Below are 13635 nucleotides of genomic sequence, written 5' to 3'. Positions count from 1 at the left end.
TGCCAATTTATTTTCATGTGGGCAAATTGTTTGTAATTCTGTATCTTTGTCCATTATTTTAAATTTAAAAATAATGATACAACTTCACGATAAACAATTTGTTCCGTTTATTTCGGCTAAAGAAATTGATTTTGCTTTAACCAAATTAGTGGCACAAGTCGAAGATGATTTTGGAGATGATACTCCAATTTTTATTGGAGTTTTGAATGGCGCATTTATGGTAGTAGCCGATTTCCTGAAAAAATATAAAAAGCCTTGCGAGGTTTCATTTATAAAATTGGCATCATATGAAGGAACAGAAAGTACAAATTCGGTTAAGGAATTAATCGGAATTAATCAGGATTTGTCAGGAAAAAGCGTTGTTATAATAGAAGATATTGTCGATACCGGAAATACAATCGAAGAATTGAAGCATTTGTTTAAAGCACAAAATGTAAAACACTTTAAAGTGGCTACTTTGTTCTTTAAACCTGAGGCGTATAAAAAAGACATGAAGATAGATTATATCGGAATCAGAATTCCGAATAAATTTATTGTGGGCTACGGATTAGACTATGATGGTTTAGGACGAAACCTTACCGAAGTGTACAAATTAGCAGAATAATATTAAACAAAACACAACTATATATTCATTTTAAACTTCTTTGAAAATTTAAGAAGTCACACAACTCAAACATACTATGATTAACATTGTTTTATTTGGAAAGCCTGGAGCAGGCAAAGGAACTCAGGCAGAATTTTTAAAAGAAAAATACAATTTAACACACCTTTCTACTGGAGATATTTTTCGTTTTAATTTAAAAAACGATACTGAACTAGGAAAAAAAGCAAGAGTTTTTATGGATAATGGAGAATTAGTTCCATGTGAAGTAACAACTGCAATGTTAATTGACGAAGTTAAAAAACACCCGGATACAGCAGGATTTTTATTTGACGGATACCCAAGAACACTTAATCAGGCTGAAGCTTTAGATAAATTTTTACCAACAATTGGTTCTAGCGTAACAGCTACTATTGCTTTAGAAGCTGATGACGAAATCCTGGTAGCACGTTTACTTGAAAGAGGAAAAACAAGCGGAAGAGCAGACGATCAGGATGAAGAAAAAATCCGTGTAAGATATCAGGAATACAACGAAAAAACAGCTCCGTTAATTGGATATTATAAAGAGCAGAATAAGTTTCATGCTGTAAACGGTATCGGAACTATCGAAGAAATCACACAGAGATTAACGTCGGTTATAGATAATTTGTAGAAGCTTCCCGTGAATTCGGGATAGCTGACGTTTCTTAAAAAGTCTGGAATATTAAAAACTATTTTTCTATTCTGAAATATTTCGGGATAGAAAATTAGTTTTTTTAACTCCGGGCTTTTCTCTCTACTGATATTGATGAGAAAAAAATAGAATACCATAATATACAACGAACCAAACAAATAACGAATCTACTAAACATTGGAAATACTAATAATATTTTTTCTAATACTATTAAATGGAGTTTTCTCTATGTCTGAAATTGCCCTTATTTCGGCCAGAAAAAACAGATTGGAAACTGCCGCTAAAAAAGGAAATAAAAGTGCAAAAACAGCACTCGATCTGGCAAATTCGCCAAATAAATTTTTATCAACTGTACAAATCGGAATTACCTTAATCGGAATTTTAACAGGTATTTATTCAGGTGATAAAATCACTGCCGATGTTGAGGTATTCGTTGCAGGTTTTGCCGTTTTAAAACCTTATGCACATTCAATCGCGGTTGGGATTGTAGTTGTAGTTTTAACGTTTTTCTCTTTGGTTTTAGGAGAATTACTTCCAAAAAGAATTGGACTGAATTACCCGGAAGCGATTGCTAAAATGGTGGCTATGCCCATGAAAGTAATTTCGATTATTACGGCGCCGTTTATCTGGCTGTTAACTTCTTCAACAGAATTTTTATTGAATGTTTTGCAGATAAAACCAACAGCAGACGGAAAAGTTACTGAGGAAGAAATTAAAGCTATTATCAAAGAAGGAACCGAAGTTGGAGAGGTTCAGGAAATTGAGCAGGATATTGTGGAGCGTGTTTTTCATATTGGAGACAGAAAAGTAAGTTCTCTTATGACACACCGTAAATCGGTTGATATGCTGCCTTTAAAAGCGGATAAAAGTAAAATCAAAGAATTAGTTGTTCAGGATCTGCATGCAGTTTATCCGGTTTACAACGATAATTATGATGATATAGTTGGGGTTGCAACCTTAAAAAATATTTTTGCCAATATTGAAAATGATAATTTCGATTTTGGATCTATAATATCTGAAGCACCTTATTTAATGGAACAGACTACGGCGTACAAGGCCTTAGAAAATTTCAAACAAACCGGAATTCATTATGCTTTAGTTTCAGATGAATATGGTGTTTTTCAGGGTATGATTACTTTGAATGACATTCTGGAAGCCTTAGTTGGAGATGCTTCTGAGTTTTACAAAGATGAGTTTCAGCTTGTAGAAAGAGAAGATGGTTCATGGATGGTAGACGGACATTATTCATTGCATGATTTCTTAACTTATTTTGAATTAGACGAATTAACAAATGATTACGAAGTAAACACCGTAAGCGGGATGATTATGACTGAGCTTTCTCATATTCCAAAAGAAGGAGAAAAACTGGTTTGGCAGAAATTCGTTTTAGAAGTTGTCGACATGGATGGTGTTAAGATTGATAAAGTTTTGGTGAAAGCGCTTAAAGAATAAATAAAACATAGTTTTCAGTCACAGTTTTTAGTCGCAATTTGCACTGAAAACTGTGACTGCGACTGAAAAATAAATAAATATAGAATTTAGAACAGAATTTAGAGCAATCTGAAATCTAAAATCTAAACTCTGAAATTCAGAAAAATGACAGAAGGAAATTTTGTAGATTACGTTAAGATATATGTTTCTTCCGGAAAAGGAGGAAAAGGATCTACGCATTTACATAGAGAGAAATTTATTGAAAAAGGTGGTCCCGACGGTGGTGATGGTGGTCGCGGAGGACATGTGTATTTAGTTGGGAATAAAGGACTCTGGACATTATTTCACTTAAAGTTTGCGCGTCATATTAAAGCCGGACACGGTGGAGATGGAGGTTCAGACAGAAGTACTGGTGCTGATGGTGAAGATAAAATTATTGAAGTGCCGCTGGGAACTGTTGTAAAGGACAAAGAAACCGGAGAAGTACTTTTTGAAATTACCGAAGACGGAGAAAAAAAGATTCTGGCAAAAGGAGGAAAGGGAGGTTTAGGGAACTGGCATTTTAGAAGTTCAACAAACCAAACGCCTCGTTATGCACAGCCGGGTTTACTTGGAATTGAAATGGATGTTATTCTGGAACTTAAAGTTTTGGCAGATGTTGGTCTGGTTGGTTTTCCAAATGCTGGAAAATCTACTTTATTATCTGTTTTAACTTCTGCAAAACCCAAAATTGCCGATTATCCGTTTACAACATTAAAACCAAATTTAGGAATTGTGGCTTACAGAGATTTTCAATCTTTTGTAATTGCTGATATTCCCGGAATTATTGAAGGCGCGGCTGAAGGAAAAGGTTTAGGACATTATTTCCTTCGTCATATCGAACGAAACTCGACTTTACTATTTTTAGTTCCGGTTGATACGCCGGATATTAGAGCAGAATATGATATTTTGGTTAATGAATTAACAAAATATAATCCGGAGATGTTAGACAAAGAGCGTCTATTGGTGATTTCAAAATGCGATATGCTTGATGATGAGTTAAAGGCAGAATTGAAAGCAGAATTAGATGTTACTTTTAAAGATGTTCCGTATATGCTTATCTCGTCTGTTGCACAGCAAGGTTTAACAGATTTAAAAGATAAACTTTGGAAAATGCTTAATGAATAAAAGCATTATTTTATAAATATAAAAACCCGACAATTTTATTGTCGGGTTTTTTACTTTTTGCGCGAAAAAACAAAAAGTATAAGGATTTTACTTTTTAACTTAAATCCTCAAAAATTATAATCCAAAGTTTTTAGAGATTCCAATGTTTAAAGTTTTTCCGAAATTAAAACCGAAACGCTGTTCTCTTGAAACTTCTTTTCCACTAAGGTTATCATAACCAACTCCTCCAATTGAGAAATTTAAACCTAATCCTTTTTTCATGTTAATGAATAATGCTGGCGTTAAACTAGCATAAACTCCTTTAGTTTTATCAATACTTCTTTCTTGATATCCAACTCCTAAATCAGTGTAGAAAGAAAATAAATCAGAAAGAGGCACTGAGTAACGTGTAAATGCACCAATTCTGTAAGCTTCTTCTCTTTTAGAACCAGATTCTTTATAATTCAAGATTGAACCTTCAACTCCTAGAGTCCAGTTTTCAGAAAATTGATATCCTACTTTTGGAGAAAATTCGAAAGCTTCTATTTTACTTTCGCCAATTTTTTCTGATCCAAATCCAACATTTCCGCCTAATAAAATAGAGTTCTTTTGTGCACTCACCATAGTTGTTACTAACAGAACAACTGCAACTAATAATTTTTTCATTTTTATTTTTTTAATTAGAATGGCAAATTAAAGGAATTATTATTTTGTAAGAAATAGATTAATTTATTTTTTTATTATTGAAAGTTAATTTTTACAATTAATTTTAAATTTTAGAATTAAAATTTTATTTAATCTGAAGTTTTATAACTTTAATTGTTTTTAATTTTTTAATATTCTAATAATTTTCCTTTTTTGATAAATTATGAATTTCGCAAAATCATATTCGTATTTATTTAATATGTTTTGTTTTTGACTGAAATGGTTATTTTTTTTGCGAAAATGAGTTATATTCGCATATCTTAAACAAAATAACATGAAAAAAATAGTTTTATTCTTGACCATGTGTCTTATGGCTTTTCCGGTAAGAGCAGATGAGGGAATGTGGTTCTTGATGTTTATCGAGAGATTGAACCATAGAGATATGGCGAAAATGGGCTTACAATTAACAGCCGAAGAAATTTACAGTATCAACCATCATAGTTTAAAAGATGCTATTGTGCAGTTTAATGGCGGTTGTACAGCTGAAATTGTTTCTAACAGCGGTTTGGTGTTAACAAATCACCATTGTGGGTATAATGCAATTGCAGAACTTTCTACTGCAGAGCAAAACTATTTAAGAGATGGTTTCTGGGCAAAAGATAAAAGTGCAGAAATGAAACCAAAATCTTTATATGTTCGTTTTTTCGTTCGTATGGATGATGTTTCTAAAAGAATTTTGTCTAAAGTAAATGATACAATGACAGAAACGGAAAGAAACAAAGTTATTCAGCAGGAAATTGCTTTAATCGAAAAAGAAAATAGCGAAAACGGGAAATACACAGTTTCTGTTCGTCCTTTCTTTCAAGGAAATGAATATTACTATTTTGTTTACCAAGATTACACAGATGTTCGTTTAGTAGGAACGCCGCCAGAAAGTGTTGGTAAATTTGGAGGAGATACTGATAACTGGGAATGGCCTCGCCAAACAGGAGATTTCTCTATGTTTAGAGTTTATGCTGATAAAGACGGAAATCCGGCAGCCTATTCTAAAGACAATGTGCCTTTGAAACCAAAACACTATTTACCGGTAAGTTTGAAAGGTGTAAAAGAAAACGATTTTGCCATGATTTTAGGATATCCAGGAAGAACAAACAGATGGATGCCGGCTGGTGGAATCGAGCAAAACATAAAATATGCATATCCTGCATGGGTTGAAGGTGCAAAAACCGGAATGGATGTAATGAAAAAGTATATGGATAAAGATGTTGCAGTTCGTTTGCAATATGCTTCTAAATATGCTTCTACAGCTAATTACTGGAAAAACCGTCAGGGGATGATCGATGCTTTAACAAAAGCTGGAACAGTTGATACGAAATCTGAACAAGAAGATAAGTTTTATGAGTGGGCAAGTAAACCAGCTAATAAAGATAAGTATGAAAATGTAATTCCGACTATTAACGATTATTACAGAGAAACTAATTTAAAAGCGCGTCACGATAATTACTTAACGCAGGTTTTACGTACTTCTAGTTATGCTGCAAATCCGGCAAACTTAGGAAATGAATTAATTGCATACTTTAAAGAAAACGATGCTAAAAAAGCTGAGTTACTGCCTAAGATCAATAAAATGATTGAAAATATCTACGGAAATTTTTACGCTCCGTTAGAGAAAGATGTATTAACAGCACAATTGAATTTATATGCTTCTAAAGCTGCTGAGTACGGACTTGCTCCAGAGATAGCAAAAATGAAAACGGCCAATAATGGTGATTTTACTGCTGATGTAGAAAAAGCAACAGAAGTAAGTTATTTTACAACTAAAGAAAAAATACTGGCTTTTATGGCTGATCCAAAACCATTGGCAATTGTACACGATCCGTTGTATATTATTTCTAATGATTTAGTGACAAAATATCGTGCTAAAACAGATGATCAGGCAAAAGCTGATGATGGTTTTGCAACAGCTTACCGTGAACTTGTTGAAGGTTTAAGAGAATCAAAATTAAATGCAATTCAGTATCCGGATGCTAACTCAACTTTGAGATTGACTTACGGAAAAGTTCGTGCTTTACCTGCTGATCCTCGTAACGATGCAGCAATTAATAACTATACAACTATGGAAAGTATGGTTAAAAAATACAAAGCAGGAGATCAGGAATTTGATTTACCAAAACGTTTACTTGAATTAAACAAAGCAAAAGATTTTGGACAATATGCTGATAAAGCAGGTTATATGCCGGTAAACTTTTTAACAGATAATGATATTACAGGAGGAAATTCCGGATCACCGGTTCTTAACGGAAAAGGAGAGTTAATTGGTCTTGCTTTCGACGGAAATATCGAAGCTATGGCAGGAGATGTTATTTTTGACTCTAAATTACAAAGAACGATCAATGTTGATATTCGTTATGTACTTTGGATTATTGATAAATATGCTGGTGCTAAAAATATTATTGATGAATTGACAATTTCTAAATAATCTTTAGTTCTGATTATAAATATCAAACCCGACAGGTTTTAAAACCTGTCGGGTTTTTTGTTGCTTTTAATTTTGAAAAGACTGTCAGGCTGAGCGAAGTCGAAGCCCTAGATTGCGTGGTTTCGACTTCGCTCAACCTGACAAAAAAACTTATTCAACTTTCACGCGAATTCCTTTAGTATGACTTGCAAATTCCGGAGCATACATACTTTGAATAGTTGTAATTCCGTTTGAGAATTCGCCGCTGTTATTTACCCGAATATCATATTCTAAAACATAAGTCCCTTTATTAATTTGATCAAAGAAAAAGTGTGTTGCGGCATCTTTTGTACTCATATAATATCCTAAACGATCTTTGTATTGATATTCAGAAAGAACATTTACAGGTTCAAAACATGAAGCGCGCATATCTTTTAGATGAACATATTCGGTATCTTCTTTTGAAGTTATAATTAATCTTACGGTTACTAAATCTCCTTTTTTTAAAGCATTTTGATTTGTGATTTTTTCTAATTCATCACCTTTTAAAGTGCTTTTCTTTAGATACAATTCTTTTGAAACCGATAAAACTGATCCTGAATTGTTTTTGATTTTATCCAAATCTTCAAAATACTGCCAGTAAACACCACCATATCCGGGAACTTTTGATTTATTTTGAATTTTAATAGAAGCCATTTCTTTTTTAATTTCATCACCTTTCCAGTTTAGTTTGATGTAGCCAGTTTCTGCTTCCTTTTCATTTTCTGCCAGTTTTTTGGTTATGATTTTTTCATCGCCCAATTTTATAACCGTATTGTCTTTTACAGAAAGCCAATCTGTGCCTTGTAATAATAAAGCATAAATGGCTTCGGTTGTAGATTTTGTAGTTGGCCAGTTTTTGGTTTGTTTATTTTTTAATAACCAAACTTTCATTGCGTCAACAGATTTAGAATCCTGCGTAACTTCGGCGAAAGCCTCAATTAATAAAGCCTGAGTTTCAATTGGTGCCTGATACCAGTACCAGCCAGATTTATTAGCAATCCAGTACATTCCCCAATCTTCGTTGTTTGAAGAAGTTTCTTTTAAGCTTTCGATGATTTTTTTAGCTGTTTCTTTTTCTCCAAAACGGTTTAAAGTCAAAGCTGTTAATCCTTTTTCATAAAGAGAATAATTCAGCCAGTCTTTTTTTGCTGTTTCGAGATATAGTTTTGTTGCTTTTTTTAAGGTGTCAGAAAGAGGATATTTTTTCAAATAAAAACTTCTGGCATATAAATAATGCAAATCAAAATATGGATTGATCCAGATTAGTTTATCAGTTGCATTTAAGTTTTTGATTCTCGATTTATGATATTCTAAGAATTTATTATCTATGAATGGAATTCCGGTTTTGGTAATTTCATCAGCTTTAGAAATATTGTTTTTAGTCAGTTTTTCTAAATGTCCTAAACCGGCTAAAATATGTCTGGTTATATATTCGCTTTCATCACCTCCGTCGAACCAGGAGAACCCTCCAGAAGATTTTTGTTTTTGCTTTAGTTTTTCGAAAGTTGCTTCCTGAGAAGTTTTCATTTTCTCTAAATCAAATAAAAGTGCCATGTTTTTTTTCTTTTCATCTTCATTTTGAGCATCATTCAGCCAAGGTGTTTCAGCTAAAATAAGCGATTTTAATTCTTCGTTTTCTTCTAATTTAGAATTAAGTTTTCCGTTTTTTCTCCAATCATCAAATACATTTGCAATTTTCGGATTACTTGAAATAATTTCCGTGGCCAAAGCATTCGCATAAAAACGTGCAAAAGTCTGTTCGGCACATTCATGCTCATATTCCATTAAATAGGGCAAAGATTGAATCGCGATCCAGGTTGGGTTTGAAGTATATTCAAACGTAAATTGATGATTTTTTAATGTTGTTGAATTATTGTTTTTTAAGTTTTCGAAAATGTATTCTTTAGTCGAATTTTCACGAACCCAAACGGGAATACTTTCCGTAATAAGCATATTGTTTGTCAAGACGGGAAGAATGTTTTCTTCTCCGTCTGAAAAATTACCGGCTTTCGCTACGATTTTATATTGAACACCTTGTAAACCTTCGGGGATTGTAATAGTCCAGTTTGCTGTTGAGTTTCCGTACGCCGGAATTGTAAAGTTTTTGATGTTTTTCGTGTTTAGCATTTTCGCATCAATTGGCTGCATAGTTACGGCGTCAAAAAATTGTAAAGAAGCAATTCCTGTTTTTGCTTCAGCAGTAACATTAGAAATTTTGGCACTTATTACAATCGTATCTTTTTCTCTAAAGAATCGTGGAAAGTTTGGTAAAACCATTAATTCTTTTTGTGTAATAACACTTTTCTCCAGATAACCAGAAACAGCATCTTTATTATGTGCCAACAAACGAAGTTTCCAAGCCGTTAAAGCTTCAGGTGAAGTAAAATTGAAACTTACTTTTCCGTTTGAATCTGTTTTTAAATTCGGAAAAAAGAACGCAGTTTCAGATAAATTTTTTCTGGCTTTTACTTGGGTTAGATCTTCGAGAGCATTTTTGGTAGTAATAATTATAGCTCCATTTGTTCCTTTGCTACCGTAAAGTGCAATTGCTTTATCATCTTTTAAAACATCAATTGAAAGTATATCGTTCGGATTTAAGGTGTTTATTTCGCTTACGATTTTGCCATCAACGATATATAAAGGACTTTTTCCAGAAATAGTTGAAACTCCTCTAACCTGTACGCCTTGTACTTTTCCAGCTAATATATCACCAGCATTATCCTGCGGAGCAAATTCTGAACTTATTACTTTGCTTACTGCAGCAGTTAAAGCCATCTTTTTTTGCCTGCCATAACCCGTTACAACAACTTGTTCTAGTTTATTTGCTTCTTCACTTAAGGTAAGATTGATCGTTTTGTCTTTTAAAACTTTTGCAGACTGGCTTTTAAAACCGATATAAGAGAAAACCAGTTCTTCATTTTCTTTTGCTTCAATTTCATAATATCCGTCAAAATCAGTTGTTGTACTTCGCTGGGTATCTTTTATGGTAATGCTCACTCCGGGAAGTGGCTGATTTCCTGAATCTGTTACAATACCAGAAATCAATTTAGCATCTAAAGGTTTTCGGGCTTTTTTTGTTAACTGTCTTTGATATTCTCTTTGTAAATAAAGTACATTGTTACTATTGTTAGCAAAATCAAATCCGAACCAGATCAATTTTGTGCTTTCATTTTTGAGTTCAATTTGTTTAGAAGGCGTGTTTAAATTATTGATTGTAGTGTATGTTTTTTCGACGCCAATAAGTGACTTGTAACTGTACCCAAAACGATAATCATTATTATTTAAACTTTCCCAGTTTTTAACAGTAAATTGATCTAAAGAACTGTCATACATCGAAGCTAAAATTTCAGATTCTTTTTTGGTCGCTGTACCGCTTAATTTAAAACACCAGTTTTCACTGCTTCCAGGTTGTATTTTAGTTCTAAATGTTTCTACATCAAACTTAAATTCCGGTTTTTCTTTTGGTAAAAAAACCAAAACATTGTTATCAAATTTTTGATTTTCAAATAGGGTTGTAAAATCAATTGTAAGTCCGTTTTCAAATTCTTTTTTTACAGGAATTTTAATTAAAGCTTCATGATTTTGAAGTGTATACATTTCCTCAAAATATACTTTGTTTTCATAATTAACCGTTGCACTAATGTATAGTTCAGGTATTACCGAAGTAATTCTTATTGAAACAAAACCATCTTTTACAGGGTTAAGATTGGTTTGTGTTACAGAAAATAAACGACTTGCGTCAAATTTATCATTACTTTGAAAAAGTTTAAAATTTGAAGTTTTCTCGATTAAGTTTCCGAAACTATCTTTTGCAGAAAAAACAATTTTATAATTTCCGGATTTGTAATTTGATATAAAATCTAAAGCTAGGGTTTTGTCTTTTTGAGTGTCTACATTTTTGGAAAACAATAAGGTTTCGATTATTTTTTCTTTTGCATTTTCATTGTTTTCATATGGGAATAATTTTTCAAAATCAGAATCTGAAATAGCTGCAAAATCCGGTTTAGGAAAAATTCGTGTTTTGAATTTTGTAGAAAAGGGGTTGATGTAATAAATTTTTATTTCGCCTTTAACCGCAGAAAATTCTCCATTTAGATTTGTACTTATGAGCTGAATCTCATTTTTCTTTTTAGTAAAAATTTCGCTATTAATTAAAGCATCTAGTTCTAGGTCATGGTATCCAACCTTTATAGAAGTTTCTGAATCATGTGTTTCACCATTAATATCCGTAACAGACGCTTTTATACTATAATTGTAAATTGGCAGCTGTTCTTTGTTTGAATTTTTTGACGGAACGGCATTAAAATCGATTGCAAATTTCCCTGAAGCATCAGTTTTGGTTTCTCCTGTTGCCAAAACTTCATTTTGTTCAAATTGTGAAGAAAAATATCTTGAATAAGTTGTGTATCGAGTAACACTATATGTAACTTTTGCATCAGAAATATTACTTCCGGCAAAAGCTTTTACTATACCTTTTACTTTAACAGATTGGTTAATCTGAAAGCTTTCTTTTTTAGGTTCAAAAGTGACTTCAAATTTTGGACGTTTGTATTCTTCAACAGAAAAGACGTTTTCTGAATGTTCAAAATCAACATTATCCCAAAATGGATGCTCGTCTTTTCGTTTGTCGTATACCTTATCATTTTCATAATCATCTGGTTCCTCCGCACTAATACGAAAATCACCGGTAAGACCAGTTTTTGGTAAAGTAAATTCGCCAGAAAAAGAACCAAATTCATTCGTAATAACATTAAATTCCTTAATTTCTGTGTTATTTGGATCTTCAATAATAATATTAAAAGTCGTGAATGGGACTACAGAAGATTTTTGATTGATTTTCTGAACTGCAATACCTTTAAAAAACACAGTTTGCCCAGGACGATAAATAGCACGGTCTAAATAAAATTGCACTTTTCCTCTAAACTCATCATCATCTTTATCCCCATATTTAGAATTATAAGGGAGATAATTTTTATTAATATAAAGAGTATCCTGTGCTGTAGACAATATTATATTATAATTACCGGAGTAAGCATCTGTTGCTTTTTGAAAAACAGCAGTACCATTTTTATCAGTCAAAATATTAAACAACGGCGATTTAATATTTACATTTTGTAATGGTTTTCCAGTTTTTCGATCCAGAACCTGATAACTTTCAGATTTATCATTCTGAGTTCCTAAAACAATAAAATTAGAAACCGTAATCGTTTCAAAAGCAGTAGCTTTTTTTTCTTTTGAGTCAGATTCACTTTCAAAATATACTAAATATGAACCTGTCTGAAGCTGAGGAAGTACAACTTCTGTAGTGTAATCGAAATAATCTTTTTTATTGGTAAATGTATAGAATTGAGAAACAACAGGTTTTGTTTTTTTTAGAATAGAGTCTCTAATTCCTTCCCGAGTGCGATAAGATTCACTTAATTCTATAAATTGCGAGTTTGTAATTTTAAAAAAAGAAATTTTTAGTTTTTCAACATTTTTATATTGAATAAAAGCGCGGGTATTTTCGTTGCGATAAGTATATTTTTCAAGTTGTACATTTAAAGTTTTATATAATATATTCTCCTTTTTCTGCAAAGCTAGTTTGTATGCATTTGATTGGTTATTGATTTGTAAAATACTGTCTAAAATTACAATCGCTTTTATATTATTATCAGGATAGACTTCTTTGGAAGCGTTTTGAGATAAAAAAGCAGCTTTCTCTAATTGAATGTTTTGTATTAAAATTACATTATTGGTTTGTTTTTGCAGAGAAACCAATGCTTTAATATAATCTTCATCGGTATCAATAACATTCTTTTTAAGAAATTGAATTCTTCCCCATACGTTTTCAGTCGTAGGATTATTTATTTCTTGTTTTTGATAGAGTTTTAAAGTGATTTTAAGATTTTCGTTTGAAACAGAATCAAAATTTAATTTTATAAAACTGTTTGAATTTCCCAAAAGCATTTTTTTAGAAGATAGAAAATCGCTTTTTTGAATTTCCCACGAACGTATCTTTTGCGATTGAAGTAAAATGTTTTCGGCTATTACATAATTTAATAAATTCAGAGTTTTAAATTTTTCAATTGTTTGATAATCAAAAATAGCCTCATATATAGTGAGTGGAGTATTTTTTAAAATAGATTCGTTTTCTAAAGAACTTTTTAGAGCAAGATCAATTTGAGTATTGAAATTTTTTTCTGTCCACGTAAGGAAATCATTGTCTAGTTCTGTTGTATTTGTTCTTCTTTGAATTTGATATCTATTCTTTGCTAAGTAATCTGTTAAGCATTTAGCATAAACTAAATTTAAAATTGCTTTTGATGGCTCTGTAATTCGATTAATGTCAGTTTTAAGATTATTCAGAATTTTTGTTTGTGCGTTTTCATCAACAATCTGTAGATATTTTGATTGATAGAAAAAGCATTTAATCATTTGAACTTCATCTTTCTGATTAATTGCTTTTTTATAAATCTTAGCGACAATCTCGTTTGCAGATTTTATCTTGCCTTCATTTTCTAAAGCAATAATTTTATCCCAATTTTTATCATTTTGCTGTCCAAAAAAAGTAGTTGAAATCAATAAGAAAACGAATAATATATTTTTCATAAGATAGTTTTTAATCTATAGATGATTAAACTTTAATAAAGGTTGGGA

General features: G+C 31.9%; 7 protein-coding genes. 5 read left to right on the top strand and 2 right to left on the bottom strand.

The genetic code is table 11. The annotated features are described in order from the left end of the window. Positions 1–73 precede the first annotated feature (73 nt). The 4 genes from hpt to obgE all read left to right on the top strand — a co-directional run bounded on the left by hpt (position 74) and on the right by obgE (position 3872). Complete coding sequence (gene hpt, locus ABDW27_RS09380; RefSeq protein WP_343695648.1) at positions 74–604, top strand: hypoxanthine phosphoribosyltransferase; 531 nt, start codon at positions 74–76, stop codon at positions 602–604. A 76-nt stretch (positions 605–680) separates the two neighbouring features. Beyond that, a complete protein-coding gene (locus ABDW27_RS09375) occupies positions 681–1253 on the top strand; it encodes an adenylate kinase (protein WP_343695647.1) in 573 nt (190 codons plus the stop codon). Between the two features lie 198 nt (positions 1254–1451). Next, positions 1452–2726: a hemolysin family protein gene (locus ABDW27_RS09370; RefSeq protein WP_343695646.1), complete on the top strand. Its 1275-nt coding sequence runs from the start codon at positions 1452–1454 to the stop codon at positions 2724–2726. 144 nt (positions 2727–2870) lie between these two features. Beyond that, positions 2871–3872 (top strand): GTPase ObgE, encoded by a 1002-nt coding sequence (gene obgE / locus ABDW27_RS09365; RefSeq protein WP_073418311.1) that lies wholly within the window; start codon positions 2871–2873, stop codon positions 3870–3872. Positions 3873–3986: 114 nt separating this feature from the next. Here obgE and ABDW27_RS09360 read toward each other — a convergent pair whose 3' ends face one another. Beyond that, the gene (locus tag ABDW27_RS09360; RefSeq protein ID WP_343695645.1) at positions 3987–4517 is read right to left on the bottom strand and encodes a porin family protein; all 531 of its coding nucleotides are present in this window, start codon (positions 4515–4517) and stop codon (positions 3987–3989) included. A gap of 313 nt (positions 4518–4830) precedes the next feature. Here ABDW27_RS09360 and ABDW27_RS09355 point away from each other — a divergent pair, with 313 nt between their 5' ends. Next, positions 4831–6975, top strand: a complete 2145-nt coding sequence (locus ABDW27_RS09355; RefSeq protein WP_343695644.1) for a S46 family peptidase — start codon at positions 4831–4833, stop codon at positions 6973–6975. A 150-nt stretch (positions 6976–7125) separates the two neighbouring features. On the opposite strand, the gene ABDW27_RS09350 is transcribed toward ABDW27_RS09355, so the two are convergent. Beyond that, on the bottom strand, positions 7126–13587 hold the full coding sequence (locus ABDW27_RS09350; RefSeq protein WP_343695643.1) for a carboxypeptidase-like regulatory domain-containing protein: 6462 nt from the start codon (positions 13585–13587) through the stop codon (positions 7126–7128). Positions 13588–13635: the final 48 nt, after the last annotated feature.

It is taken from the genome of Flavobacterium sp., from assembly GCF_039595935.1.
Classification (GTDB): domain Bacteria; phylum Bacteroidota; class Bacteroidia; order Flavobacteriales; family Flavobacteriaceae; genus Flavobacterium.
Note: the sequence above shows the minus strand (reverse complement) of the source record. Positions and strands in the feature narration are given on the sequence as shown.

Bases quoted from the DNA above. Each gene is read 5' to 3' on its own strand.
- hpt (WP_343695648.1), top strand. From the start codon at position 74: ATGATACAACTTCACGATAAACAATTTGTTCCGTTTATTTCGGCTAAA.
- ABDW27_RS09375 (WP_343695647.1), top strand. From the start codon at position 681: ATGATTAACATTGTTTTATTTGGAAAGCCTGGAGCAGGCAAAGGAACT.
- obgE (WP_073418311.1), top strand. From the start codon at position 2,871: ATGACAGAAGGAAATTTTGTAGATTACGTTAAGATATATGTTTCTTCC.
- ABDW27_RS09360 (WP_343695645.1), bottom strand. From the start codon at position 4,517: ATGAAAAAATTATTAGTTGCAGTTGTTCTGTTAGTAACAACTATGGTG.
- ABDW27_RS09355 (WP_343695644.1), top strand. From the start codon at position 4,831: ATGAAAAAAATAGTTTTATTCTTGACCATGTGTCTTATGGCTTTTCCG.
- ABDW27_RS09350 (WP_343695643.1), bottom strand. From the start codon at position 13,587: ATGAAAAATATATTATTCGTTTTCTTATTGATTTCAACTACTTTTTTT.